Source organism: Curtobacterium sp. MCBA15_001, from assembly GCF_001864835.1.
Lineage (GTDB): Bacteria > Actinomycetota > Actinomycetes > Actinomycetales > Microbacteriaceae > Curtobacterium.
Genome location: NZ_MJGI01000023.1, coordinates 360912 through 386454, shown reverse-complemented (window position 1 = coordinate 386454; position 25543 = coordinate 360912). Strand labels below are relative to the sequence as shown.

At 72.8% G+C, this 25543-nt stretch carries 27 protein-coding genes; 14 read left to right on the top strand and 13 right to left on the bottom strand.

From position 1 onward, the window contains the following. Window positions 1-71: 71 nt before the first annotated feature. Window positions 72-515, top strand: a complete 444-nt coding sequence (gene aroQ, locus BIU90_RS11175; protein ID WP_071300256.1) for a type II 3-dehydroquinate dehydratase — start codon at window positions 72-74, stop codon at window positions 513-515. Between the two features lie 4 nt (window positions 516-519). Here the strand turns inward: aroQ and BIU90_RS11170 are convergent, their stop codons facing one another. Further along, window positions 520-1116 carry an NAD(P)H-dependent oxidoreductase gene (locus tag BIU90_RS11170; protein ID WP_071300389.1) on the bottom strand — a complete coding sequence of 199 codons (597 nt, stop codon included), beginning with the start codon at window positions 1114-1116 and terminating at the stop codon, window positions 520-522. A gap of 88 nt (window positions 1117-1204) precedes the next feature. Between BIU90_RS11170 and BIU90_RS11165 the strand changes: the two genes are divergently transcribed. Further along, entirely contained in the window at window positions 1205-1780 is a 576-nt protein-coding gene (locus tag BIU90_RS11165; protein WP_083403895.1) for an MSMEG_6728 family protein, read from the top strand. Here the strand turns inward: BIU90_RS11165 and BIU90_RS11160 are convergent. The 7 genes from BIU90_RS11160 to BIU90_RS11130 all read right to left on the bottom strand — a co-directional run bounded on the left by BIU90_RS11160 (window position 1740) and on the right by BIU90_RS11130 (window position 8295). Beyond that, the gene (locus BIU90_RS11160; RefSeq protein WP_071300255.1) at window positions 1740-2030 is read right to left on the bottom strand and encodes a hypothetical protein; all 291 of its coding nucleotides are present in this window, start codon (window positions 2028-2030) and stop codon (window positions 1740-1742) included. The genes BIU90_RS11165 and BIU90_RS11160 overlap by 41 nt on opposite strands. Window positions 2031-2269: 239 nt before the next feature. Then, window positions 2270-2536 carry a hypothetical protein gene (locus BIU90_RS11155; RefSeq protein ID WP_139195236.1) on the bottom strand — a complete coding sequence of 89 codons (267 nt, stop codon included), beginning with the start codon at window positions 2534-2536 and terminating at the stop codon, window positions 2270-2272. A 97-nt stretch (window positions 2537-2633) separates the two neighbouring features. After that, window positions 2634-3788, bottom strand: coding sequence for a cysteine desulfurase family protein (locus BIU90_RS11150; protein ID WP_071300253.1), 1155 nt, complete (start codon window positions 3786-3788; stop codon window positions 2634-2636). Between the two features lie 3 nt (window positions 3789-3791). After that, complete coding sequence (gene nadC, locus BIU90_RS11145) at window positions 3792-4676, bottom strand: carboxylating nicotinate-nucleotide diphosphorylase (RefSeq protein WP_071300252.1); 885 nt, start codon at window positions 4674-4676, stop codon at window positions 3792-3794. Then, the gene (locus tag BIU90_RS11140) at window positions 4673-6304 is read right to left on the bottom strand and encodes an L-aspartate oxidase (RefSeq protein ID WP_071300251.1); all 1632 of its coding nucleotides are present in this window, start codon (window positions 6302-6304) and stop codon (window positions 4673-4675) included. Before BIU90_RS11140 ends, nadC begins: the two co-directional genes overlap by 4 nt. Window positions 6305-6307: 3 nt before the next feature. Then, on the bottom strand, window positions 6308-7579 hold the full coding sequence (nadA, locus tag BIU90_RS11135; RefSeq protein WP_071300250.1) for a quinolinate synthase NadA: 1272 nt from the start codon (window positions 7577-7579) through the stop codon (window positions 6308-6310). 8 nt (window positions 7580-7587) lie between these two features. Further along, entirely contained in the window at window positions 7588-8295 is a 708-nt protein-coding gene (locus BIU90_RS11130; RefSeq protein ID WP_071300249.1) for an NUDIX domain-containing protein, read from the bottom strand. Between the two features lie 122 nt (window positions 8296-8417). Here BIU90_RS11130 and BIU90_RS11125 point away from each other — a divergent pair, with 122 nt between their 5' ends. From BIU90_RS11125 to BIU90_RS11115, 3 genes are all read left to right on the top strand, one after another. Continuing rightward, the gene (locus tag BIU90_RS11125) at window positions 8418-8699 is read left to right on the top strand and encodes an acylphosphatase (protein WP_071300388.1); all 282 of its coding nucleotides are present in this window, start codon (window positions 8418-8420) and stop codon (window positions 8697-8699) included. A 99-nt stretch (window positions 8700-8798) separates the two neighbouring features. Beyond that, on the top strand, window positions 8799-10289 hold the full coding sequence (locus BIU90_RS11120) for an MDR family MFS transporter (RefSeq protein WP_071300248.1): 1491 nt from the start codon (window positions 8799-8801) through the stop codon (window positions 10287-10289). A gap of 134 nt (window positions 10290-10423) precedes the next feature. After that, the gene (locus BIU90_RS11115) at window positions 10424-11662 is read left to right on the top strand and encodes a D-arabinono-1,4-lactone oxidase (RefSeq protein ID WP_071300387.1); all 1239 of its coding nucleotides are present in this window, start codon (window positions 10424-10426) and stop codon (window positions 11660-11662) included. A gap of 76 nt (window positions 11663-11738) precedes the next feature. Here the strand turns inward: BIU90_RS11115 and BIU90_RS11110 are convergent, their stop codons facing one another. Next, a complete protein-coding gene (locus tag BIU90_RS11110; RefSeq protein ID WP_071300247.1) occupies window positions 11739-12233 on the bottom strand; it encodes a 2'-5' RNA ligase family protein in 495 nt (164 codons plus the stop codon). A 157-nt stretch (window positions 12234-12390) separates the two neighbouring features. Here BIU90_RS11110 and BIU90_RS11105 point away from each other — a divergent pair, with 157 nt between their 5' ends. The 3 genes from BIU90_RS11105 to BIU90_RS11095 are packed head-to-tail and all read left to right on the top strand — an operon-like array spanning window position 12391 to window position 15064. Continuing rightward, the gene (locus tag BIU90_RS11105) at window positions 12391-13344 is read left to right on the top strand and encodes a MetQ/NlpA family ABC transporter substrate-binding protein (protein ID WP_071300246.1); all 954 of its coding nucleotides are present in this window, start codon (window positions 12391-12393) and stop codon (window positions 13342-13344) included. Continuing rightward, window positions 13344-14396, top strand: coding sequence for a methionine ABC transporter ATP-binding protein (locus tag BIU90_RS11100; protein ID WP_071300245.1), 1053 nt, complete (start codon window positions 13344-13346; stop codon window positions 14394-14396). The genes BIU90_RS11105 and BIU90_RS11100 overlap by 1 nt, the downstream gene beginning before the upstream one ends. After that, on the top strand, window positions 14393-15064 hold the full coding sequence (locus tag BIU90_RS11095; RefSeq protein WP_071300244.1) for a methionine ABC transporter permease: 672 nt from the start codon (window positions 14393-14395) through the stop codon (window positions 15062-15064). Before BIU90_RS11100 ends, BIU90_RS11095 begins: the two co-directional genes overlap by 4 nt. A 218-nt stretch (window positions 15065-15282) precedes the next feature. Here the strand turns inward: BIU90_RS11095 and BIU90_RS11090 are convergent, their stop codons facing one another. Both BIU90_RS11090 and BIU90_RS11085 read right to left on the bottom strand, forming a co-directional pair. Beyond that, window positions 15283-16041, bottom strand: a complete 759-nt coding sequence (locus BIU90_RS11090; RefSeq protein ID WP_083403892.1) for an endonuclease/exonuclease/phosphatase family protein — start codon at window positions 16039-16041, stop codon at window positions 15283-15285. 195 nt (window positions 16042-16236) lie between these two features. Continuing rightward, the gene (locus BIU90_RS11085; protein ID WP_071300243.1) at window positions 16237-17643 is read right to left on the bottom strand and encodes an MFS transporter; all 1407 of its coding nucleotides are present in this window, start codon (window positions 17641-17643) and stop codon (window positions 16237-16239) included. 126 nt (window positions 17644-17769) lie between these two features. On the opposite strand from BIU90_RS11085, the gene BIU90_RS11080 reads away from it, so the two are divergent. Genes BIU90_RS11080 through BIU90_RS11060 form a run of 5 tightly spaced genes read left to right on the top strand, consistent with a single transcriptional unit; the run spans window position 17770 to window position 23026 of the window. Continuing rightward, on the top strand, window positions 17770-18981 hold the full coding sequence (locus BIU90_RS11080) for an alanine racemase (protein ID WP_071300242.1): 1212 nt from the start codon (window positions 17770-17772) through the stop codon (window positions 18979-18981). Beyond that, window positions 18981-19805 carry an IclR family transcriptional regulator gene (locus BIU90_RS11075; protein ID WP_071300241.1) on the top strand — a complete coding sequence of 275 codons (825 nt, stop codon included), beginning with the start codon at window positions 18981-18983 and terminating at the stop codon, window positions 19803-19805. Before BIU90_RS11080 ends, BIU90_RS11075 begins: the two co-directional genes overlap by 1 nt. Then, window positions 19802-20767 (top strand): sugar kinase, encoded by a 966-nt coding sequence (locus tag BIU90_RS11070; protein WP_083403891.1) that lies wholly within the window; start codon window positions 19802-19804, stop codon window positions 20765-20767. Before BIU90_RS11075 ends, BIU90_RS11070 begins: the two co-directional genes overlap by 4 nt. Window positions 20768-20792: 25 nt before the next feature. Then, the gene (locus BIU90_RS11065) at window positions 20793-21470 is read left to right on the top strand and encodes a bifunctional 4-hydroxy-2-oxoglutarate aldolase/2-dehydro-3-deoxy-phosphogluconate aldolase (RefSeq protein ID WP_071300240.1); all 678 of its coding nucleotides are present in this window, start codon (window positions 20793-20795) and stop codon (window positions 21468-21470) included. Beyond that, window positions 21467-23026 carry an amidohydrolase family protein gene (locus tag BIU90_RS11060; RefSeq protein WP_071300239.1) on the top strand — a complete coding sequence of 520 codons (1560 nt, stop codon included), beginning with the start codon at window positions 21467-21469 and terminating at the stop codon, window positions 23024-23026. Before BIU90_RS11065 ends, BIU90_RS11060 begins: the two co-directional genes overlap by 4 nt. A gap of 59 nt (window positions 23027-23085) precedes the next feature. On the opposite strand, the gene BIU90_RS11055 is transcribed toward BIU90_RS11060, so the two are convergent. Continuing rightward, window positions 23086-23472 carry a RidA family protein gene (locus BIU90_RS11055; RefSeq protein WP_071300238.1) on the bottom strand — a complete coding sequence of 129 codons (387 nt, stop codon included), beginning with the start codon at window positions 23470-23472 and terminating at the stop codon, window positions 23086-23088. Between the two features lie 162 nt (window positions 23473-23634). Between BIU90_RS11055 and BIU90_RS11050 the strand changes: the two genes are divergently transcribed. Beyond that, the gene (locus BIU90_RS11050) at window positions 23635-24864 is read left to right on the top strand and encodes a hypothetical protein (protein WP_083403890.1); all 1230 of its coding nucleotides are present in this window, start codon (window positions 23635-23637) and stop codon (window positions 24862-24864) included. A 42-nt stretch (window positions 24865-24906) separates the two neighbouring features. On the opposite strand, the gene BIU90_RS11045 is transcribed toward BIU90_RS11050, so the two are convergent. Next, window positions 24907-25398 carry a pyridoxamine 5'-phosphate oxidase family protein gene (locus BIU90_RS11045; protein WP_071300237.1) on the bottom strand — a complete coding sequence of 164 codons (492 nt, stop codon included), beginning with the start codon at window positions 25396-25398 and terminating at the stop codon, window positions 24907-24909. Between the last annotated feature and the right edge of the window lie 145 nt (window positions 25399-25543).

Here is a 25543-nt window from a genome sequence, read left to right as displayed (position 1 = left end):
ATTACCGGCCGCCACCGACGCCGCACCCGGTCCGACCCAGCCTGTGGACAGTCGCTCGCTAGGCTCGGACCATGACCGAGCAGCCGCGCATCCTCGTCCTCAACGGCCCGAACCTCGACATCCTCGGCCGTCGCGACCCGGCGCAGTACGGCACGGTCACGCTCGCCGACCTGCGGGCGCTCGTGGAGGCCGAGGCGGCACGGCACGGCCTCGGGGTCGACTTCCGGCAGACGAACCGCGAGGGCGAGCTCGTCGAGTGGCTGCACGAGGCGCTCGACGACTTCACGGCGGTCGTGATCAACCCCGCCGCGTACGCGCACACGTCGGTGGCGCTGCACGACGCCGTCGAGGCCCTGAGCGTGCCCGTGGTCGAGGTGCACCTGTCCAACACGTGGAAGCGCGAGCCCTTCCGACACGTCGACCACGTCGCCACCGCGGCGACGGCGGTCATCGCGGGGGCCGGGGCCGACGGCTACCGCCTGGCGGTCGCGCACGTGGCCTCGCTGCTGGCCTGACCCGCTAGAAGTCCGCCGGTCGCGGCACGTCCGCCGCGGCAGCCGTCACGAACCCACCGCGGATGATCGGCAGCGCCCGGCGCACGGCCTGGTCGATGCGCAGTTCGAGGTCGAGGCTGCTGATGTCGTAGCCGCCCTCGCGCTTGGTGAAGTCCCGTTCGTTGCCGAAGACGCCGAGCGGCAGCGTCGTCGACTGGAAGAAGCCGAACAGCGGTCGCATCTGGTGCTCGACGAGCAGCGCGTGCCGGTCGCTGCCGCCCGTGGCCGTCAGGAGCACCGGGGTGTCGACGAGGTCGTACTGCCCGACCCAGTCGAAGAAGAGCTTGAACGCGCCGGAGTACGCGGCGCGGAACGCCGGGCTGCCGACGACGAGCACGTCCGCGTGCTCGACGGCCTCGAGCGCGGCGACCGTCGCAGGTGCCATCGCCGACCGGTCCGTCGCAGCACCGAGGTCGGCCAGCAACGGCCCGATCTCGACGACCTGCGTCCGGGCGTCCTCCACCTCGTCCGCCAGCCGTGCGACCGTCGCGGCCACCAGGGTCGACGTCCGCGAGGGGTCCGACGGGCTGCCGCTGACACCGACGACGAGTTCTCCGCTCATGCGACCGATCGTCACACGCGGCACGGGGGGCGCGTCCGCGTGTGACGACATGTGTCGGTCCAGCCGGGTCGGCGTACCGTCGTCCGACATGCAGACGTTCCTGCCCTTCGCCGACTTCCGCGCCTCGGCCGAGGTCCTCGACGACAAGCGGCTCGGCAAGCAACGGGTCGAGACGCTGCAGGTGATGCGGGCGCTGACCCTGCCGGGCTACGGCTGGCAGAGCCACCCGGTCACCGCGATGTGGCGCGGGTACCGTCCGGCGCTGATGGCGTACCAGGACGCGACGTGCTCGGTCTGGCTGGAACGCGGGTACGCGGACACGTGCCTGGCGAAGACCCTGGAGGACCTGGCTCGGTCACCCGAGGACCTGGCCGCCTACGAGCGCGGCGACTACCCCCGCCCGGCCTGGAACGTCGACGAGGCGGTGCACCGCTCGCACCGCTCCAAGCTCGTGCAGAAGGACCCCGAGCACTACCGGCCGTTGTTCCCCGACGTGCCGGACGACCTGGACTACGTCTGGCCCGTCCCGTCCGCGAAGAAGACCGGAACCGCGAAGCAGACCGGAACCGCGAAGCAGGCCGGGACCGCGCAGAAGCCCGGAACCGCGAAGCAGCCCAGCCCGGTCAGGCGATCGGCGTCCACCGGCCCCCGTCGCGCCGGGTGACAACGGACGACCGGACCTCGACGGTGTCGCGCAGCCCGTCGACCACGTGGTGGGCCACGTCCACGGCCTCGGTGTCCTCGGCGGCTCCGTAGCGGACGACCGCGCACGGCACCCCGCGCAGCAGTCGGACGTCCTGCGCCTCGACCACGGTGCGCTCCCCCGCCAGCCGCGCCGCCTCGGGCAGCACGGCATCGGGGGCCGTCCCGGGCGCGAGGGCTCCGACGGCGAGCGTCACACGGTACGAGGGCACGAATCAACCGTACGGGAAGGGTGCACCCCGACCCGCCGCGGGCACAGGGGCTCGGAGGCGTCGTCCAGGGGTGACGACGATTCCGCGTCCAGCGGCGGGTCTCGGGGTGCAGCGGGCGACGACGACAGGGGATGTCGCCTCCCGCTCCGGACGCCGCTACAGGGGGTGGGCGTCCGGCTGTTCGCGTCGCTCGAGCCTCGGGTTGGGGGGTTCGTGCGGCGCGGGCCTGGGGTGGTGCCTCAGAGGTGTTCGGTGTCCTCCTGGTACCGGTCCGACTCGGACGGGGCGGGCAGGTCCCGCCGCTCGCTCCGTGGACACGCCAGCGGCAGCAGGGCGCTGCCGAGGGTCGCGAGCGCCCCCACCACGGCGATCAACCCGAGGGGAGCCGACCCGACGTGGTGTCCGGCGGCGACGGCGAGTGCGAGGACGGTCGCGGGCGCCGGCAGGAGCTGCACCGCTCGGAAGCGGTCCTCCCGGGGTGCCCGTCGTGTCATCGCGTTTGCCATGACGACACTCTGTCGCAGATTCCGTGTCCGCAGAAGGGGGGACACGACCCCAGTGATGGAGTAGACCGTCTAGTACACCCCCGTGTTCAGCAGCGCGTCAGGCCAGCGCGCGTACGGACGCCACCGACGCCGCGACCGCACCGACGACCAGCGGGACGTCCTCGAGCGGGAGGGACGCGTCGAACGTCAGCCGCACGGCGCTCCGCGCGACGTCCTCGGGCAGCCCGAGCGCCGTCAGCACGTGGGACGCCTCGGTGCTGCCGGCCGCGCAGGCGCTCCCGGACGAGGACACGACGTCGCGCTGCTCCAGTTCGAGCAGGACCGTCTCCCCGGTGACCCCGGGGAAGCAGAACGATGCGTGCCCGGGCAGCCGTTCGACGGTCGACCCCGGCACGAACGCCCCGGTGACGAAGGCGCCGGGGACCGCGGCCAGCACCCCGGCCACCACGGCGTCCCGCGTGGCGACGGCCGCAGCGGCAGCGTCTCGCCGGCCCGCGGCAGCGATCCCCAGGGCCGTCGCGACGGCGACCGCACCGGCGACGTCCTCGGTGCCCGAGCGCCGTCCTCGCTCCTGTCCCCCGCCGTGCACGAGCGGTTCCATCGGCGCCCCGGAACGGACCGCGAGCACGCCGGTGCCCTTCGGCGCGCCGAGCTTGTGCCCGGAGAACGAGAGCGCGTCGACGCCGAGCACGTCGAGCCCGACCTCGAGCCAGGGCGCCGACTGCACCGCGTCGGTGTGGAAGCGCGCCCCCACGGCGTGTGCCGCCGCCGCGAGCGCCCGCACGTCCTGCACGGTGCCGATCTCGTTGTCGGCGTGGGCGATCGACACCAGCGTCGTGTCCGGCCGGAGCGCCGCCGCGAGCACCGCCGGGTCGACCCGTCCGACCCGGTCGACCGGCAGCACGGTGACGGTGAAGCCGTGGAACCGTTCCAGGTAGGCGCAGCTCTCGAGCACGGCCTCGTGCTCGATGGCGCTCGTCACGACGTGGCGACCACGCGGCGTGGCCAGGGCGAGTCCCTTCACCGCCGTGTTCGCCCCCTCGGTGCCGCCCGCGGTGAACACGACCTCGGCCGGCCGGCAGCCGAGGACCCCGGCGACCTGCTCCCGCGCCGCCGCGAGTCCCCGGGCGGCCTGGTCGCCGAGGCCGTGCGTGGACGACGGGTTGCCGAAGCCCCCGGTCAGCCACGGCCACATCGCCTCGAGCACCTCGCGGCGGACGGGCGTGGTGGCGGCTCGGTCCAGGTAGAACACCGGTCAGTCCGCGGGTGCCACGGCGATGTCGAGCCCGAGGTCGAGCGCGCGGGCCGAGTGCGTCAGCGCACCGACCGAGATCACGTCGACCCCGGTGGCGGCGATCGCGGCGACGGTGGCGAGCGAGACCCCGCCGGATGCCTCGACCAGGGCGCGACCGCCGACGAGGGCAACCCCCGTCACCAGGTCCTCGGTGCTGAAGTTGTCGAGCATGATCGTGTCGACCCCGGCCGACACGACGGGCTCGATCTGGTCGAGGCGGTCCACCTCGACCTCCAGGTGGACGGTGTGCCCGAGCCGCTGCCGCGCCCCGCGGATCGCCGTGCCGAGTCCGATCCCGCTCGCCAGCAGGACCGCCAGGTGGTTGTCCTTCGCCAGCACCGCGTCCGACAGCGACGTCCGGTGGTTGTGCCCGCCGCCACAGCGCACCGCGTACCGCTCGAGGGCACGGAGCCCCGGAGTGGTCTTGCGGGTGTCGACGATGCGTGCGGCGGTCCCGGACACCGCCGACACGTACTGCGCGGTGACGGTCGCGATGCCGGACATGCGCTGCACCAGGTTCAGGGCGACGCGCTCCGCCCGCAGGACCGCACGGGCCGGACCCGTCACGGTCGCCAGGACGTCGCCCGGCGCGAAGACGACACCGTCCTCGACCTGCAGGTCGACGCGGATCGCGGGGTCGACGGCGTGCATCACGTGCGCGAAGACCGCCCCGCCGCTGAACACGCCAGGCTCGCGCGCGCCGAGCGTCGCGGTGGCGGTGGCGCCGGCCGGGATCAGGGTCTCGCTCGTGACGTCACCCCACGGCGCGTCCTCCTCCAACGCGGTCTGCACCACCCGGTGCAACGCGTGCGGCGGGATGGTGCCGGGCTCGACGGTGGTGCTCATGCGAAGGCTCCCTGAGGGACGGCGGCGGTGGCCGGTGCGGCGACCCACGCCAGCGAGGCCGCGGCGTCCGGGTCGGTGTCGGGGTGGTCGGTGCGGGCGTGGGCGCCGCGGGACTCGGTGCGGGCCTCGGCGGCGCGGGCGGTCAGACGGGCCAGGTCGAGCAACGCCCGGTCCTCGTGCGCGCTGACGGTCTGCGGGTCGGGCACCGCGAGTGCAGCGAGCGCGACACGCGCCGCGGCCAGCCCGTCGCCGTCACGCAGCAGGCCGACCCGGTCGGTCATGACGGTCTGCAGCGTCTGCCGGACGTCGGCGACGGGGCGGGACCGCACCGGGCCTCCCGGCCGTTCCGTCCCACGATCCGGACGGGAGGCACGGGTCGGCTCCGCCACGTCGGCCACCGTGGTGACGGCGAGCGTCGCGTCGCCGCGCAGCCGGAGCAGGCCGGGTCGGGCAGAACCGAGGGCGTCCGCTGCGCGGACGGCGAAGACGAGGCCCTCGAGCAACGAGTTCGAGGCGAGGCGGTTCGCACCGTGCACGCCGGTGCAGGCCACCTCGCCGACGGCGGACAGGCCGGGCAGGCTCGTGCGGCCCTCGGCGTCCGTCGCGACCCCGCCCATCGCGTAGTGCGCGGCCGGGGCGACCGGGACCCTCTGCCGGGTCCAGTCGAATCCCGCAGCGCGGGTGGCACGCGTGAGCCCCGGGAACCGGGCGACCAGGAACGCCGGGTCCATCACGGTGGCGTCGAGCTCGACCAGACCGGTGTCGCGGAGTGCGGCCGCGATGCCCCGGGCGACCACGTCACGCGGCGCGAGCTCGCCGTCGGGGTGCACGTCGGCCATGAACCGACGGCCACGTGCGTCGCGCAGGACGGCGCCCTCACCGCGGACGGCCTCGGAGAGGAGTCCGCCGCCGGGGACCGCGAGCCGGGTGGGGTGGAACTGCACGAACTCGACGTCCGCCAGCACCGCTCCGGCGCGCCAGGCCGCCGCCTGCCCGTCGCCCGTCGCGACGAGCGGGTTCGTCGTCTCGCGGTACAGGTGTCCGGCGCCGCCCGACGCCAGCACGACGGCGTCGGCGTCGATGCGCCGGGCCTCGCCGAGCAGGTCGAGGACGTCGATGCCGACGACCGCGCCGTCCCGGACGGCCAGGTCGGTCAGGCAGGTGCGTTCGAGGATGGTGACGTGCTGCCGGTGCAGTGCCCGGATCAGGGTCTGCTCGATCGCGGCACCGGTCGCGTCGCCGTCCGCGTGCACGACGCGCCAGCGCGAGTGCGCAGCTTCACGGCCACGGGCCAGGTCGTCGCCGTGGCGGTCGAGGCTGGCCGGGTCGGCAGTCCGGTCGAAGGGCACGCCGAGGGCCAGCAGGTCGCGCACCCGGGCCGGTCCGTCGGTGCAGAGGACCTCGACCGCGCGGGCGTCGGCGCTGCCCGCCGCGGCCACGTGGGTGTCGGCCTGGTGCAGCGCCGCGGTGTCGTCCGCGCCGAGCGCCACGGCGATGCCGCCCTGCGCGTGGCTCGTCGCAGCGTCGGCGAGGAGCCCCTTCGTCACGAGGGTGACGTCGTGGCGGGCGCTCGCGCGGACGGCGGCGGTGAGGCCGGCGATCCCCGACCCGACGATGACGACGTGCACGGGTCAGCCCTTCGGCTTGGCTGCCAGCATGCGCTCGAGCGCGACCTTGGCGTCGGCCTTGACGGCATCCGGCACGACGATCTCGTTGAGGACCTCGCCGCGCACGAGCGCCTCGAGCACCCAGGCGAGGTAGCCCGGGTGGATCCGGTACATCGTCGAGCACGGGCACACGACGGGGTCGAGGCAGAAGATCGTGTGCTGCGGGTACTCCGCCGCGAGCCGGTTGACCATGTTGATCTCGGTGCCGACGGCGAACGTCGTCGGTTCGGTGGCGGCGGCGACCGTCTTGCGGATCAGGTCGGTGCTGCCCGCGACGTCAGCGGCGTCGACGACGGCCATCGGACACTCGGGGTGCACGATCACCTGGACACCCCGGTGGTCCCGTCGTGCCTGGTCGATCTGGTCGACCGTGAAGCGGCGGTGCACCGAGCAGAAGCCGTGCCACAGGACGACCTTCGCGGCCTGCAGGTCGTCGGCGGTGTTCCCGCCGAGGGGCTTCCGCGGGTTCCACATCGGCATCAGGTCGGTGCTGATCCCCATCGCCTTCGCGGTGTTGCGGCCGAGGTGCTGGTCGGGGAAGAACAGCACGCGCTGCCCACGCTCGAACGCCCACTCGAGCACAGTCGCGGCGTTCGACGACGTGCACACGATGCCGCCGTGCCGACCGCAGAACGCCTTGAGGTCGGCGGCGGAGTTCATGTAGGTGACGGGGATGACCGGCACGCGGCCGTCGGCGTCGGGCTGGGTGCCGTAGACGGACTCGAGCTCGGCCCACGCGGCTTCCACACTGTCGATGTCCGCCATGTCCGCCATCGAGCAGCCGGCGGCCAGGTTCGGCAGGATCACGTGCTGGTCGTCGCGGGCAAGGACGTCGGCGGTCTCGGCCATGAAGTGCACGCCGCAGAACACGATGGCCTCGGCGTCGGGCTTCGTCAGCGCCGCGTTCGCGAGCTGGAACGAGTCGCCGAGGAAGTCAGCGTGCCGGACGACCTCGTCCCGCTGGTAGAAGTGCCCCAGCACGACGACCCGGTCCCCCAGCGTCGCCTTCGCCTGCTCGATGCGCGCGTGCAGTTCGTCCACGGGCGCGTGCTTGTACTCGTCCGGGATCACCCCCTGGCGCGGTGCAGTGGTCGGGATCACGTCGGACATCGACGAGCCGGGACCGTACCCGGGGCGGGCATCGAAGTCCCACGTCGGCATCGCGAGGTCGGGCGTGCAGGTGCTGCCGTCGGCCTTGCCGTTGGAGATGAGCTCGATCGTGGTGGCGATGGACACTGTGGTTCCTATCGGTTCTGCGCGTGGTGCTGCCGGGGGTGGACGGGCTGCAGCGGGCCGTTGTCCGCGTAGGCCAGGTCGGGGTTCGAGCGGTACAGCCGGGCCGGTCGGTGCCGGTCGCCGCTCGTGGTCTCGTCCGTCGCGACGACGGCGTCGGACTGCGCGACCTGGCGGCGGAAGTTCGCCGGGTCGAGGGTGCGACCGAGGACCGCTTCGTACACGCCGCGGAGCTCAGCGAGCGTGAACCGGTCACCGAGGAACGCCTGCGCGATCCGCGAGTACGACATCTTGTTGCGGAGCCGCCACAGGGCGTACTCGGCGATGCGGTCGTGGTCGAAGGCCATCGGTGGGTGCTCGTCCGCCAGGAACCACCGCACGTTCCAGTCGTCGGGCACCGAGCTCGCCTCGTCCGGGCGGACCAGTGCCCAGTACACGATCGACACGACCCGGGTCGGCGAGCGGTCGACGTCGCCGAACGCGTAGAGCTGCTCCAGGTAGCGCGGTTGGACGTTGGTCGTCTCGCGCAGTCGGGCGGCGGCGGAGTCCTCGAGCCCTTCCTCGGGACGGACCCACCCGCCGGGCAGCGCCCAAGCCCCCTGGTGCGGCTCGGTCGTGCGCCGGACGAGCGGCATCCACAGCGCCGGGGCCCCGGTGTCGGGGTGCGGGCGCAGGGCGACGATCACGGTCGAGACCGCGACGCGGATGCCGTCGTCCATTGGGAGCCTGTTCTGGTCAAGTTGACCCGAAGTGTTCGGGTTACGCAGACACTATCACCGTGTCGCCGTTTCGTGACACTGCCGAGACGCTCCGGAAACACGGTCGGCCTACCGTGACGGACATGACAACGGTGACACGGGTGCACGCCGTCGTGACGGGGACGGTCCAGGGGGTCGGGTTCCGGTACTGGACGGCACGCAAGGCGGACGGACTCGAGCTGGCGGGGTACGCCCGCAACCTGTTCGACGGCACGGTCGAGGTCGAGGCCGAGGGGCCCTCGCACGCGGTCGACGCGCTCGTCGAGCTCCTGCACACGGGGCCGCCGAGCGCCACGGTGCGCGACGTCACGATCCGACCGGTGGTGCCCCACGGCGACGCCGAGTCGTTCGACGTCCTGCACTGATCGTTCATCCCGGCCGCGCGGCGTGTCGTGGAATGATCGAATGCGTTCAGGTGCTGCACCGGAGCAATGCCCATCGACTCTCGTTCGGAGCCCCACGCCATGACCGACCACGCCATCGACACCGCACCGCGGACGGGCAGTCAGCCGCAGCAGCCGGGCCGCTCCGCCGCGGACGACCGCCTGGTGATCGGACTGCTGCTCGTCTCGGCGTTCGTCGTCATCCTCAACGAGACGATCATGGGCGTCGCGCTCCCCCGGCTCATGGACGACCTCGACATCAGTGCCGCGACCGGGCAGTGGCTGACCACCGGCTTCCTGCTGACGATGGCCGTCGTCATCCCGATCACCGGGTTCCTGATCCAGCGCTTCAACACCCGGCCGGTGTTCATGTGGGCGATGAGCCTGTTCTCCGCGGGCACGTTGATCGCGTTGGTCGCGCCCGGGTTCTCGGTGCTGCTCATCGGCCGCATCGTGCAGGCCAGCGGCACCGCGATCATGATGCCGCTGCTGATGACCACCGTGCTGACGCTCATCGACCCCGCGCACCGCGGTCGCGTGATGGGCAACATCTCCATCGTCATCTCGGTCGCCCCCGCCGTCGGTCCGACGATCTCCGGCCTGATCCTCAACGCGTTCTCGTGGCGCTGGCTGTTCGGGTTCGTGCTGCCCATCGCGATCGCGGCGCTCATCCTCGGCATGGTGAAGGTCCGGAACGTCGGCGCCCCCCGACCGGCTCCGCTCGACGTGCTCTCGGTCGTCCTGTCGGCCTTCGCGTTCGGTGGGATCGTCTACGGCCTGTCGAGCATCGCCGAGATCGCGGCCACCGGCCCCGCGATGCCGATCGCGGCGATCGTCGTCGGTGCCGTCGCCCTGACGCTGTTCGTCGTCCGGCAGACGCGGTTGCAGCGCACCGACCGCGCCCTGCTCGACCTGCGCACGTTCCGGACGAAGGGCTTCACGGTCCCGATCGTCGGGATGGGCCTGGCCTTCCTCGTGATGCTCGGCACGCTGATCCTGCTGCCGATCTACCTCGAGCGCGTCCTCGGGCTCGACGTCCTGAACGTCGGCCTGCTCCTGCTGCCCGGCGGCCTGCTCATGGGGCTGCTCTCGCCGATCGTCGGTCGCGTGTACGACCGGTTCGGCCCGCGGGTGCTGCTGATCCCCGGGTCGGTCATCATCGCCGCCGTGCTCTGGGCGCTCGCCACCGTCGGCGTCGACACCAGCGTGTGGTTCGTGCTCGGGGCCCACGTGGTGCTCAGCATCGGCCTCGCGCTGACCTTCACCCCGCTGTTCACCGCCGCGCTCGGTGGCCTGCCCCCGAAGCTGTACTCCCACGGCAGCGCGGTGCTCGGCACGGCACAGCAGCTCGCCGGTGCCGCGGGCACGGCGCTCTTCGTCACGCTGCTCACGATCGGTGCGGCGACGGCCACGGCGGGCTCGGGTGCCGAGGGCGCCGTGCGCGCCACGGCCTCGGGCGTGAGCACGGCGTTCCTGGTCGGCGGCGTGATCTCGCTGTTCGGCATCGTCGCCGCGTGCTTCGTCCGGAAGCCGGCCACCCCCGAGGGCGCTCCCGCCCCGATGGTGCACTAGCCGCCCGCCGGCCCAGCCGGATCGCACCCGCGCACGAACATCGCACCCTGTCCCGACGGGGTGCGATGTTCGTGCAGGGGTGCGACGCGAGCAACCCGGGTCCGCGTGTCGGCCCCGCGTGGCATCGTGGGCGCATGCGGTCGACGACGAGCGAGCTGAACTGGTCCGGCACGGTCACCTACACGGCGGCGCGCGTCGAACGCCCGACCTCCCTCGATCAGGCCGCCGCGATCGTCGCCCGCGAGCCCCGCGTCCACGGCCTCGGCACCCGGCACTCGTTCAACGACGTCGCGGACACCCCCGGCGTCCTGCTCGACCTGACGCAGGTGCCCACCGACCTGGTCATCGGCACCGCCCCGGACGGCACGAGGACCGCGACGCTCGGCGCCGGCACCCGGTACGGCGACGTCGCCCCGGACCTCGACGCCGCAGGCCTGGCGCTGCACAACATGGGCTCGCTCCCCCACATCTCGGTCGGCGGCGCGATCGCCACCGGGACGCACGGCTCCGGCACGACGCTCGGCTCGCTCAGCACCGCCGTCCGCGCCCTCGAGCTGCTCGGCCCGGACGGCACGCCGCGCACGGTCACGAGCGACGACCCGGACTTCCCCGGCACGGTGCTGCACCTCGGCCTGCTCGGCATCGTCACCCGGGTCACCCTGGCGGTCGAGCCCTCGTACGGGATGCGCCAGGACTCCTACGGCCCGTTCCCATGGCGCACGTACCTGGACCACGCCGCCGAGATCCACGCCGCGGGGTCCTCGGTCTGCGCCTACACCCGCTTCGGCGACGAGATCAGCGAGGTGCTCGTCAAGTCCCGGTCCGACACCACCCCCGACGAGCTGTTCGGCGCCCCTCGACGACCCGGCACGCCCGGCGACGAGCACCGCACCGCCCGCGACGGCTCGACCGGTCCGTGGTGGGACCGGCTGCCGCACTTCCCGATCGGCTCGGTCCCCTCCCACGGCTCTGAGGTCCAGAGCGAACACTTCGTCCCGATCCGGCACGCGGCCGCGGCCCTCGACGCGCTGCGCGGGCTGGCCGACCGGATCCAGCCGCACCTGCACGTCGCCGAGCTCCGCACGATGGCCGGTGACGACCTGTGGCTCAGCCCGACGCAGGGCGAGGACGTCTTCTGCATCGCCTTCACGTGGAAGAAGCACCCGGCCGAGGTCGCGGCGCTGCTGCCCGACCTCGAGGCCCGCCTGGCCCCCTTCGGCGGCCGTCCCCACTGGGGCAAGATGAGCTCGCTCGACCGCGACGCGATCGCAGCGCTGTACCCGCGACTGCCCGCGTTCCGCGAGCTGGTCGCCCGGGCCGACCCGGACCGGACGTTCGCATCCGCGTTCGGTGAGCGGGTGCTCGGGACCTGACCCGGGCCTCCAGGCCGGACAGGACGAACGGGACGAACGGGACGGCCAGGAGGCCCGGCAGACCCGGACACGCACCTCACGCGATGCGGGTGGTCACCTTCGCCTCGCCGTCCCAGTGCCGCAGGCCACCGACGGTGAGCACCTCGGGCAGAGGTGCCGCGGCCGTGACGGCCCGCAGCCCAGCCGGCAGGTCGACGTCCCGGATGCGCCGGGCGAGCGTGACGTGCGGGGCCCACCGCCCGGGCGACGACGAGTCCACAGCGCCGGGCGCCGCCTCGTGCAGGGCCCGGTGGAAGCGCGCCAGCGGCTCGTCCACCACCACCCCGAGGCCGAACACGTGCCGCCCGGGACCGGCCGGGAACAGCAGCACCCCGGCGACCCGGAGCTCCGTCGGCAGGGGCACGTCGAGGCCCTCGGGGACCGGCAGCGTCTCGCCGGCGACGACGGTGACGTGCGGGTCGTTCGTACCGGCGTGCCCGAGGCTCGGCAGCTCGGCGTCGACCAGGATCTGCCAGAGACCTCGGACCACGGCGTCCGCGGTGTCGTCGAGGACGAGTTCGATGCTGCGCACGCACCGAGTCTGCCCGGCGGTGGCTGCGCCTGCGTCGGGCTGTGGCACGGGGCGCGGCTGTAACACGGCGGAACGCGAATCGCCTCGCCGTGCGCACCCGGGCACACTCGGTGCAGTCCACGAGCGTGTGACCCCGCCAGCCCACGAGGAGCACCCCATGACCGCACCCGTCCTGCCCGACAAGCCCCAGCGCAAGCGCCCGGTCGGCTGGATCGTCGCCGCGGCCGTCGTCGTCGTCGCGATCGTCATCGCCGTCGTCGCCGTCGCCGTCCGCTCCGGTGGGTCCTCGGACGCCGCTGCCGGCGGGTCCGACGCCGCGCCGAAGACCGTCACCATCGGGGTCGCGGACAAGTCGCTGCCGTACTGGAACACCTACGTGCAGCTCGCGAAGCAGAAGCTCAACGTGACGGTCCAGCTGCAGAACTTCTCGGACTACTCGCTGCCGAACCCGGCGCTCAAGGACAAGCAGATCGACCTGAACCAGTTCCAGCACATCCAGTACCTGGCGAACTACAACGTCAGCTCGAACGACGACCTGCAGCCGATCGGGGCGACGGCCGTCTACCCGCTGCCGCTGTACTCGACGAAGGTGTCGAAGGTCTCGGAGTTCGAGGACGGTGCGAAGATCGCGATCCCGAACGACGCGATCAACGAGGCCCGCGCGCTCCTGGTGCTGCAGTCGGCCAAGCTGCTCGAGCTCAAGGACGGCGGCAACGCGTTCTCCACCGTCGCCGACATCACCTCGCACAAGGTCGACGTGCAGCCGCTCGACGCCTCGCAGACCGCCAACGCGCTGCAGCAGGGGTCGGTCGAGGGCTCGATCGTCAACGTGAACTACGCCACCTCGGCCGGGCTCGACACCAAGGACGCGATCTTCCAGGACGACCCGAAGAGCGCCTCGGCAGCCCCGTACGTGAACGTCTTCGCCGCGCGGGACGCCGACAAGGACAACGCGACGTACCTCGCCCTCGCGAAGCTGTTCCAGGACCAGGCCGTGCAGAAGGTGTTCGCGAAGGACTACCCCGACGCCGTGACCAGCGACGCCAGCCCGGCCACGCTGCAGAAGGAGCTCACCACGGTCGAGCAGGACGCGAAGGCGGCAGCGAAGTAGTGGCCGCCCTCGTCGAACTCCGCGGCGTCTCGAAGCGCTACCGCCGCGCCGACACCGGCGAGACCGTGGTCGCCGTCGAGGACGTCTCCCTCGACGTCGAGCAGGGCGAGGTCCTCGGCGTCATCGGGTACTCCGGAGCCGGCAAGTCGACGCTGGTCCGCCTGGTGAACGCCCTCGAACTGCCCACCTCGGGCACCGTGACGGTGGCGGGCCAGGAGCTGACCGCGATCCCCGAGCGGGACCGCCGTCAGGCGCGTCGTCGGATCGGCATGGTCTTCCAGCAGTTCAACCTGTTCCGCTCGCGCACGATCGCCGGCAACGTGGCGTACCCGCTCAAGGTCGCCGGCGTCGGCAAGGCGGAGCGCGACCGACGTGTGGCCGAACTGCTCGACTTCGTCGGGCTGCTCGAGCGGGCGTACGCGTATCCGGAGCAGCTCTCCGGTGGGCAGAAGCAGCGGGTCGGCATCGCCCGGGCGCTGGCCTCGAACCCCGAGCTGCTGCTCGCCGACGAGGCCACCAGCGCCCTCGACCCGGAGACCACCTCCGAGGTGCTGTCCCTCCTGCGCCGCGTGAACCGGGAGCTCGGCGTGACGATCATCGTCATCACGCACGAGATGGACGCCGTCCGGCAGATCGCGGACCGGGTCGCCGTGATGGAGCAGGGCCGCGTGGTCGAGGTCGGTGACGTGTACGACGTCTTCTCCACGCCGAAGACCGGGGCGGCGCAGCGGTTCGTCCGCACGGCGCTGCACGACCGGCCCTCCCCCGAGACGCTCCGGCGGCTGCGGGAGCGGCACCCCGGGCGGCTCGTCACCGTGCAGATCGACGACGAGCCCGGTCTGCAGAACCGGATCGACGCGGTGTTCCGCTCCGCCGGGGTCATCGCCGAGCTGGTGTACGGCGGGGTCGGCGAGATCCGGGAGCGACGGATCGGGTCGCTGACGTACGAGCTGACGGCCGCGGGCGGGCCCGACTCCGGCTCGGTCGACGCTGCCGTCGCGGCCCTGCGCGCGGCGGGCGTCACCACCGACGAGGAGGAGGTCACCGCATGAACACCGGGTTCCAGAGCGTGATCGACACGTTCGACGTCTTCCTCGGTGCCGTCCGCGACACGATCGTGATGACGCTCATCTCGCTCGTCGTGGCCGGCATCATCGGGCTCGCGCTCGGACTGGCGCTGTACGCCACCCGACCGGGCAACCTGCTCGGCAACCGGGCGTTCTCGACCGTGCTGAACGTGGTCGTCAACATCGTCCGTCCGATCCCCTTCGTGATCTTCCTCGCCGCGATCGCACCGCTCTCGCGCGTCGCGGTCCAGACGACGATCGGCGTGCCCGCGGTGACGTTCGCGATCTCGCTGGCGGCGTCCTTCGCCGTGGCGCGCATCGTGGAGCAGAACCTGCTGGCGGTGGACCCCGGGGTGGTCGAGGCCGCGCGGGCATCCGGTGCGCACCCGGTGTCGATCCTGCTGACGGTGCTCATCCCCGAGGGCCTCGGGCCGCTCGTGCTCGGCTACACGTTCGTCTTCGTGGGCATCGTCGACATGACGGCGCAGGGGGCGCTCATCGGTGGCGGTGGCCTCGGCGAGTACGCGATCACGTACGGGTCGCAGCGCTACAACTGGTGGATCGTGTACGTCGCGGTCGCTGCGATCGTGGTCATCGTGCAGCTGGGGCAGTTCCTCGGCAACCGGCTGGCGCGGGCGACGCTGCGGCGCTGACGCGGGACGACGCGAGCCGCCGACGGACGGGAGGCACGGTGCCAGCTGGCACCGTGCCTCCCGTCCGTTCGCGGGGTCGCGGTCAGACCGCCGGGGGTGCCACAACACGCCGCTCACGTCCGCCGAGGTTCCACCATGCACCCGTCCGCGAGGTCGAGATGCCGAGATTTCGGCACCTCGTGGGTGCGGGGTGGTGCGGGTGCAGGCGGGCGGGCGCGTCAGGCGGCGCTGTCGGCGGCGGCCGCGGGCTCCTCGTAGTGTGCGCGGACCAGGATCGGGCGGTGGTCGGAGATGCCCGCGGGCAGGGTCTCGACACCGGCGATGTGCAGGCCGACGCTCGTGGCGAAGTCGAAGTGGCCCGTGAACTTGCGGTAGCGCAGGTAGGTCGGCTGGTCCGAGAGTGACAGCGCGAAGCCGTGCGACTCGATCTTCCGGCGCAGGTTCGTCTGGAACCAGGGGTAGTTGAAGTCGCCGACCATGATCGCCGGGGCCTCGCTCGACAAGTCGCGGACGAACTGGTGCGCGGCCTCGATCTGCTTGCGGCGCAGCGAGTTCGTCGCGGTCAGCGGCGAGGCGTGGAACGAGGCGACGATGACGTCGTTGCCGGCGTGCTCGTCGTGCAGGTGCATCGCGATGAGCCGCTCGTGCGCGGGGGCGAGCACCCGGTCGTGCAGCGACTTCTGCAGCGAGTGGATGCTGAAGTCCTTCACCTGGAAGCGGTCGTCCCGCTTGTAGATCGCCAGGCCCAGGCGGTTCGCCTTGGTCGACGCCGCCAGGGTGAGGCCGCCGACGGCGGGGGCGAGGTCGTTGCTGTCGCACTCCTGGACGCAGAGCACGTCGGCGTCCGACGCTTCGGCGAGGGCGGCGAGTTCGCCGTTCGCGGTGTGCTCACGCAGGTTGTAGCTGACGACGCGGATCGTCCTGGCGTCGACGTCGGTGTCGCCCGGGACGGTTCCCTGCTGGTCTGGCACGGTCATGCTGCCTTCCTTCCGGAGCATCGGTCCCTGCCACCTGCTCGCTCTGCCGCGTGAACGCTACTCGTCGTCCGCAAGCGGTTGCTGAGACTGTAGCGTCTGGCGGGTTTCGCGCGCGTGACGTGCGGACGAACGAACGCGGCACCGGGCCGGGAAACGCACCACGCCGGGCTCAGACCCGCACGCGCCGCGCCGGGCTCAGGCCCGCACGCGCCGCGCCGGGCGCACGGTCTCGCCGGCCGTCCTGCTCATCAGCACGCCCTCGACGCAGGCCACCGCGAGCAGCGCCGCGATCACCCAGAACGCCACGACGTACGGCCCCGATCCCCCGAGGCCGGCCGCGGCGCGGATGACGACCGCGGCGACCGCGACGCCGAACCCGGCCGCGGTCTGCTGCAGCGTCGAGGACAGCGTGTTGGCCGGGGTCATGTCCGCCTGCTCGACGTCCGCGAACGCGATCGTGTTGTACGCGGTGAACCCGACCGACCGCGCGGCGCCGCTCACCACGAGCAGGACGGCGAGCAGCCAGAACGGGGTGCTCGGCGCGAGGAAGGCCATCGCCACGACGGAGAGCGCCGCGACCGCCGAGGACACGATGATCACCGGGCGGTACCCGAACGCCCGCAGCAGTGGGGTGGTCGTCGGCTTGATCCCGAGGTTGCCGACGAAGACCCAGAGCACCGCGGACCCGGCCTCGAGCGCGGTCCACCCCCACGCGTCCTGGAACAGCAGGGGCAGCACGAAGGGCACTGCGGAGACAGCCAGGCGGAACAGGCTGCCACCGGCGTGCGAGACCCGGAAGGTCTCGAGCCGGAACGCCTCGAGCCCCATGATCGGGTGCGGTGCCCGGCGGAAGTGCCGGATCGCGAGCCACGTGCACACGGCGCCGACGACCCCGGCCAGCACGGCGGGTACGACCGGCACGACGTTGAGTGACAGCAGCGAGGCCATCACCACGAGCGCCCCGAGCCCGAAGCACGCCAGGAGCGACCCGAGCCAGTCGAACGGGATGCGCTGCGCGGCCCGCTCCTGCGGCACGAGCACGATCGCCGCGACGAGGGCGATGACCCCGAGCGGGATGTTGATGAGGAAGATCCAGTGCCAGGACAGCGTGTCGACCAGCACGCCGCCGATGAACGGCGCGATGATCGGGGCAGCCAGAGCCGGCCAGGTCAGGATCGCGATCGCGGTGACGAGCTGGTCGCGTCCGGCACTCCGGAGCACGACGAGCCGCCCGACGGGGACCATGAGCGCCCCGCCGATGCCCTGCACGATGCGCCAGGCCGTCAACTCGACCAACCCGGTCGAGGCGGCACAGAGCGCTGAGGCGATCGTGAACAGGGCGATGGCCGCGACGAACACCGTACGCGAGCCGATGCGGTCGGTCAGCCAGCCGCTGACGGGGATGAGCACCGCCAGGGTGACCAGGTACGCGGTGATGGCGATGCCGATCGCGGCGGAGTCCACCCCGAGGTCGCGGCCCATCGCTGGCGCGGCCGTCGCCAGGATCGTGCCGTCGAGCAGCTCCATGAAGTAGGTGCCCGCCACGAGCACGGCGACCGCCGTGCTGCCCGTCCGTCGTCTGGCTGGTGTCGTCGTCGTCATCTCGCGTCTCAGCGTAGGCCGCGGCTGCTGCCTGGACATGCCGTTCTGCATCGTGGAACGCTGGCGGGGACGCTGTTGTCCCTGCGGGTGCCCCTGCACGACCGTGGAGGCGACGAAGGAGGATCGATGTCGACCACCCCCGCCACCGTGACGGCGAAGGGCGCCTGGGACCCGAGCGGTGCCGAGCCGCACCACGTGCTGCAGGACGCCCACCTGCCGGTGATGACGCTCCGCGACTCGGCGCTCCGGAACAACACCCGGGTGATGCAGGCGTACGTCGAGCGCCACGGCTTCCGGTTCGCGCCGCACATGAAGACGCACATGGCACCGGCGCTCGCCCACCGACAGGTCGAGGCCGGCGCATGGGGCGTGACGCTGGCCTCGGTGCAGCAGGCGATGGTCGCGTGGGAGCACGGGCTGCGGCACGTCCTGGTGGCGAACGAGGTCCTCGACCCCGCCGGACTCGCCTGGCTGGCGTCCCGACGCAGCGTCGATCCGACGTGCGACGTGCTCTGCTACGTCGACTCCGCGGCCGGGGTCGAGGCCGCCGCCGCCGCGGTCGACGCGGTGCAGGGCGACCTGCACGTGCTGGTCGAGGTCGGCTTCCCCGGCGGACGCACCGGCGTCCGCGACGCAGCCACGGCACGTGCCGTCGCCGAGCGTGCGGACGCGGCCGGGCTGACGCTGCGCGGAGTGTCCGGGTACGAGGGCGGTCTGCCCGGCGTCGACGCGGCCCGCGCCTACGTCGACGGCGTCCTGGCGATCGCAGCCGACCTCCGACCGCTGATGCACCAGGACCGAGCGCTGCTGAGCATGGGCGGCAGCGCGTGGTTCGACGCCGTCACCGAGGCCGTCGGCGCGCGCCCGGCGGACCTCGACGTGCTGCTCCGGTCCGGCGCCTCCCTGACCCACGACGACGGCTTCTACGAAGCACGCACGCCCTTCCACCGCCACCCGACCGAGGGCGCGCTCGTCGCCGCGATCCAGATCTGGGGCCGCGTCACGTCGTGCCCGGAGCCCGGCCTGGCCCTCGTGGCGGTCGGCAAGCGGGACATCTCGTTCGACGAGGGGCTGCCGGTGGTCCGGCAGGTCCGGCGCGTTCTGCCGGGAGGCTCGGTGCAGGACGCAGGGAGCGTCCCGGCTCCCGGGGCGGTCACCGTCACCCGCCTGGACGACCAGCACTGCTACCTCGCGCTGGCGGACGGGGCGACGCTGACGCCGGGTGACGTCGTCGTGTTCGGCATCTCGCACCCGTGCACGGTGTTCGACAAGTGGCGACAGGTGCACGTGCTCGACGACGACGACGTCGTGCTCGAGACGATCGCGACGTGGTTCTGATGACGTCGGACGTGCAGGAGCTGCCGACGCGCAACGCCGCCCTCTCGCTCCGTCGGGGTCTGCGCATCCTGGACCTGGTGGCGGACCGGACCCGGAACGGCGAGGCCTCGGTCAGCCTGACGACGCTGAGCACCGCCCTCGGCACCGCGAAGTCGACCGTGCTGCGCCTGACCGCCCCCATGCTCGAGAACGACCTGCTGCGGCGCACGCCCGACGCCGGGTTCACGCTCGGGCTCGGGTCGCTGTTGCTCGGGCAGAGCTACCTCGAGGGCATCGACCTGCGGACGGCCGCCGCACCGTTCCTCCGTCGCACCGCCGAGGCGACCGGGCTGACCTGTCACCTCGTCGTGCCCGACGGCACCGACATCGTCTACGTCGACAAGGTCGAGACGCGGGGCACCGTCCGGATGGCCTCGCGGATCGGCAACCGCCTGCCGATGCGCAACACCGCGTCGGGCAAGGCGATCGTGGCCTACGGCGCTCCCGACCTGCTCGACCGGGTCGTCGCGCTGCCGGTCCACGCGACCACCGAGCACACCATCACGGACGACGACCGTTGGCGGCACGAGGTCGCGCGGACCCGTGACCGCGGCTACGGCATCGACGACCGCGAGAACGAGCCCGACATCCGCTGTGTCGCCGCGCCGGTGTTCGACCACGCGAACCAGGTGGTGGGTGCGATGAGCATCTCCGGGCTGGCGTCCCGGTTCCCCGCGTCGGCGGTGCGCGAGCTCGGCGGCGGTGTCGTCCGGACCGCGCTCGAGATCTCCGTCGCGCTCGGGTCCTCGTCCGCCCAGCTCGCCCTCGCCCGGGGTGCGCGGTGAGCGGCGTCCTGACCTTCGGCGAGACGATGCTGCTGCTGACCGGCAGCGGACCGCTCGCGGACCTCGACACGATGCGGGTCGACACCGGCGGGTCGGAGAGCAACGTCGCGATCGGGCTCGCGCGCGCCGGGGTCGACGTGACGTGGATCGGCCGCGTCGGCTCCGACCCGGCCGGCGACCGCGTGCTCGCCGACGTCACCGCCGAGGGGGTCGACGTCGTCCCCGTCCGCGACCCGGCTCGATCGACGGGGATCATGGTCAAGGAACGCCTGCCCGACGGCCGGACCCGAGTGACCTACCACCGCCGCGGTTCGGCCGCGTCGGCGCTCACCCCCGGCGACCTGCCGTCCGGCGTCGTCGAGGACTCACGGCTGCTGCACGTCTCGGGAATCACGCTCGCCCTGTCCGACACCGCGCGGGAGACCGTGCACGCGGCGGTCGTCCGGGCCGACGACGCCGGGGTCCCGATCGCGTTCGACGTGAACCACCGCCCCAAGCTCGTCGACGACCGGACCGGACGCGGCTGGTACCGGGCGGTCGCCGCGCACGCCGCGGTGGTCTTCGCCGGTGACGACGAGGCGCGGCTCGTCCTGGGCATCGACGAGCGTCCCGGTGACGAAGCAGCCCTGGCGCACGAACTGGCCGCGCTCGCGAAGGGGCGGGCGGTCGTCAAGCTCGGGTCTCGCGGCGCGGTGGCCTCGATCGACGGTGTGCTGCACCGACGCGACGCCAGCCGGGTGCACGTGGTGGACCCCGTCGGCGCGGGCGACGCGTTCGTGGCCGCCTGGCTCGCCGCTGACCTGACGGGTGCGTCGCCCGAGGCCGCCCTGGACCGCGCGGCGGACGCCGGCGCCCTCGCCTGCACGGTCGACGGCGACTGGCGCCGGCCCGACCCCACCGCGCTCGGGCGCATCGACACGACCGGCGTCGACCACGCCGTGCACGACCGGGTCGACCGGTGACCACCACCTGCAGAGGAAGCACACGATGACCGACACCACCAGCACCGACGTCCCCGCTGCCCCCGCTGCCCCCGGCAGCGCACCCCGCCACCGACACCAGGCCGGTCCGGCGATCGCCATCCTGCGCGGCGGCACCGGAGACCACGTCGAGGACGTCGTCCGGGTCCTGGTCGACGCCGGGGTCACCGCGATCGAGATCACCACGAACACGCCCGGGTGGCGCGAAGGCATCGGCTGGGCGGTCGACCGGTACGGCACGGCGGCCTCGGTCGGTGTCGGCACGGTGCTCGACCCGCGGCAGCTCGACGAGGCGGCAGCGCTCGGTGCGTCCTTCGCCGTCAGCCCGCACACCGATCCGGCGATCGGGGAACGCGCGCACGAACGGGGCCTCGGCTGGTACCCGGGCGCGGCGACCCCGACCGAGATCGTCCGCGCGTGGCAGCTCGGGGCACGGGCGGTCAAGGTGTTCCCCGCGGCGCAGCTCGGTGGCCCGGCGTTCCTGCGGCAGGTGCTCGCACCGCTCGACTTCGTGGACGTCATCCCGACCGGCGGGATCGGTGTCGACGACGCGTGCGACTACCTGGACGCCGGAGCGGTCGCCGTCGGGCTCGGGTCCCCGCTGGTCGGCGACGCCCTGACGACCGGGGACCTCGACGCGCTGCGGGCCCGGGCGGAACGACTCGTCCTGGCACTGGGGCGATGACCGCCGTCCTGCTCCGCGGCGGCTTCGTGGTCGGGGACGAGGACGTCGTCCGCGCCGACGTCCTGGTCGAGGGCGAGCGGATCACCCGGGTCGGGCCGGACCTCGACGCCCCGGGCGACACCACGGTCGTGGACTGCGGCGAGCGCCTGCTCCTGCCCGGCTTCGTCGACGCGCACGCGCACGCCGGCTCGCTCGTGTTCGAGCCCGAGGTCCAGCTCGCGCTCCTGCGGCAGGGCGTCACGACGATCGTCACCGGGCAGGACGGTGTCGGCCCCGCGCCGGGCGGCGGGGCGTACGCGGACACGTACTTCGCGGCGATCGACGGTCCGCACCCGCGCCACGACGGCAGCGGCATCGCCGGGCTGCTGGCGACGTACGACGGCACGACACCGCTGAACGTGGCGACGCTCGTGCCCGCCGGCACCGTGCGGCACGCGGTGCGCGGGGACGACCCCGGGCCAGCTGCGCCGCACGAGCTCCGGGCCATGCGGACGCTGGTGCGGGCCGGGCTGGACGACGGCGCCGTCGGGCTGGCGACCGGGCTGGACTACGTGCCGGGGCTGTTCGCGGACACTGCCGAGCTCATCGCGCTCTGCGTCGAGGTCGCCGACGCGGACGCCCTCTACGTCTCGCACATGCGGGGCGGGTACGAGGGCAACGCCCGCGCGGGGCTCGACGAGGTCGCCGAGCTGGTCCGTGCGACCGGGGTCCGGGCGCACGTGTCCCACCTGCACGCCCCGGTGGACCTGGCGATCGCGGCGCTCCACGAGCTCGAGCGCTCGGGAGCCCCGATGTCCTTCGACGCGTACCCGTACTCCCGCGGCTGCACGATCCTGTCGATGTTGCTGCTGCCCGCCGAGCTCGCCCGCCCGGGGACGCCGGACCTGGCCCGCGCCGTGGCCGACCCCGCCGGACGGGCCCGGGTGCGCGGGGCGGTGCTCGACCGGGTGCTCGCCCGCGCGGACCTCGGCACCGGGTGGGCGGACCAGGTGACGCTGTCGCACGTGCCCGCGCCCGAGTTCCACGCGCTGCAGGGTCGGACCCTCGCCGAGGCCGCTGACCTGACCGGCAGCGACCCGCTCGACCTGGCACTCGACGTCCTGGTCGACTCCGCACTGCAGGTCACCGTGGTGATGCGGGTCCCCCACCCGCGCACCGTGGACGAGCTCACACCGCTGTTCCGGCTGCCCGGGCACTGCGCTGGGTCCGACGGCATCTTCGTCGGGACGCACCCGCACCCACGGGCGTACGGCACCTTCGCGCGGTACCTGCAGGACTGGACCCTGCCCGGACGGTTCAGCTGGCCCGAGACGGCGGCGCACCTGTCGACCACCGCGGTCCGGCGTCACCGACTCGGCGACCGCGGCGTGGTGTCCCCCGGAGCCGTCGCGGACCTGGTCGTGGTCGATCCCGCACGGGTGGCCGCGCGCGCGACCTACGCGCACCCGATGCGCCTGGCCGAGGGCATCGACGACGTGCTGGTCGCCGGGGTCCCGGTGCTCGCCGACGGCATCCTGACGCCCGCGACCCCCGGCGCCGGGCTGCGACGGGCCTGAGGGACAGGCCGGACGGACCGGGGTCGGGGATCGGTGAGGGTCGACTCAGGCGAGGTGTCTCAGGAGTCGGTGGGCAGCAGCGCGACGACGTCGATCTCGACGAGGATCGACGCCAGGTGCGACTGCACCGTGGTGCGCACCGGGTACGGCTGGGAGAAGTGCTTGGCGTACTCCTCGTTGAACGCCGGGAAGTCACGGTCCGAGTGCTCCAGGTGCACGGTCGACTTCACGACGTCGTCCAGCGTGGCGCCGTGCTCGGCGAGCACCGCGCGGATGTTCGCCAGGACCTGGGCGGTCTGCCCGGCGACGTCGTCGGCGATCTGCCCCGTGGCGGGGTCCTGCGGCCCGAAGCCGGCGGTGTAGAGGAACCCGCCGGCGACGATGCCCTGACTGTAGGGACCGGCGGGCTTCGGGGCGTTGTCGGTCACGATGGCGGTCTTCGGCACTGCGGGCTCCTCACGAGGTGCGGACGGGGACCTCCAGGGTAGGGCCGGGCACCGGGGTGCGACCCGGCCACGGGACGGCGCATTCCGGCCTGCACAACTGCAGGAGGGCCTCCCGTCCGCGTGGGGGCGAGCCGCCCAGGAACGGGCCGCTATCGTCGGGACGTGCCGTCCGCCCCGTCGTCGCTCGCCTCCGGCCGTCGCCGCGTCCTCGACGTGGTCACGAGCCTGCCCGTCTGGGCGACCGTCGTGCTCGTCTGGTTCGGCGGCCGGCTGCTCTCGTCGTCGTGGTTGGCGATCGTGTACCCGCTGGCCGGACGCGCGATGCCGGACAACGCGATCTGGGGCAACGACCACGGCTTCCTGCGTTTCCTGACCGCCTGGGACGGCCAGTACTACGAGCAGATCTCGCTGCACGGGTACCCGACGGTGCTGCCGCTCGACAGTGCCGGACACGTCGCACAGAACGCGTGGGCGTTCCTGCCGGCGTTCCCCTTCGCCATCCGGTTCCTGACCGTGTGGACGGGCATGACGTTCGAGGTCGCCGCACCGCTCATCGCCCTGGCGGCGGGGCTCGTCGCGGCGTTCCTGCTGCACAAGCTCGTGCGAGACCGGGCCGGCGACGCCGCTGCGCTCTGGGCGGTCTTCTTCTTCACGTGCGGGCCGCTGTCGTTCCTGCTGCAGGTCGGGTACGCCGAGAGCGTGTTCCTCGCGTTGACGTTCGGGGCGCTCCTGGCGATGGAGCACCGGCGGTACGGGCTGCTGACCGTGCTCGGCGTGGTCGCCGCGTTCACGCGTCCCGGGGCGCTGGCGATCCCGCTGACGCTCGGGGTGGTCGCCCTGGTGCGGTGGATCCGACTGCGGCGCAGTGCCGACCGGGTCCTGGACGGGTTCCCGTTGCGCGAGCAGGTCCGGGTCGTCGTCGCCGGCGGCGTGATGGTGCTCGCCGGTCTGGCGTGGCCCGTCATCGCCTCGCACGTGACCGGCCGACCAGACGCCTACCTGGCGACCGAGATGTCGTGGTGGGTGAACTTCATCGGCCGCGTGCAGTTCGTGCCGCTCTCGCCGTGGTTCCTGACAACCGCGAAGTGGCTCGGCGTCGGCGGGGTGCTCATCGTGATCGGGCTGCTCGTCGCCTACCCGGTCTGGCTCACCCGCCGGTCGACGCGGAAGCTCGGGTCGACGACCGTGCTGTTCTCGGGCGCCTACGCCCTGTACGTGTTCGCGGTGTCGTTGCCGATGGCGTCCACCCCGCGGCTGCTCATGCCCCTGGCGCCGCTGTTCGGGTCGCCCGAGCTCGTCGCGAAGCCGTGGATGCGGTGGACGCTCGTCACGTGCGCGCTCGCCGGCCAGCCCGTGCTCATCGCGGTGCTGTGGCTGCTCGGCCCGCCGTAGCGGACCGAGCAGCCGGGTCCCGCTGCTGAAGGGAACCCGCGGCTAGAGCTCGACGGTGCCGTGCGACCCGATGTCAGGGCGGTCCTGCTTGCCGAGCGCGGCCTTCATCGTCTGCACGAGGCTGCCGACTGGGCCGGTGTCCTGCGTCCAGTACTCGACGGAGTCACCCTCGACCGTGAGGAGTCGGATGCTCGGGTCCTGGCGGCCGTCCGGGAACCAGGCCTCGGCGAACGGGGACCACAGGTCGTCGATGACCGATTCGTCCTTCGTGACCGTGGCCGTGCCGGCGATGGACAGGTAACCGCCCTGCGACTCGATGGCGACGTTCACGTGCGGGTTCCGGGCGATGTCGTCGACCTTCTCGCTGCCGTCCTGCACCAGGAAGCGCAGGGTGCCGTCGAAGGTCTTGTCCTGCACCGCGAGCGGGCGGGCGTGCAGGCTGCCGTCCTCGCTGACGGTGGTCAGGAGGGCCGTTCGTGCGCCGTGGACGATGTCCGAGATGGCTGCGCGCTGGTCGGTCTGGTTGTCGGTCATGGTGCTCCTTCGCATCGTGCGCCCCGTCCGCCCGACGTTCCGGGCCCGGGGCCGTACCGTTCCGACCAGTCTGCCCCCGCAGCCTGGACGCGTCCGGCGCGCGGCTGCGCTCGCCGCGCGGAGCCGAGCCGAGCGCGTCAGGCCG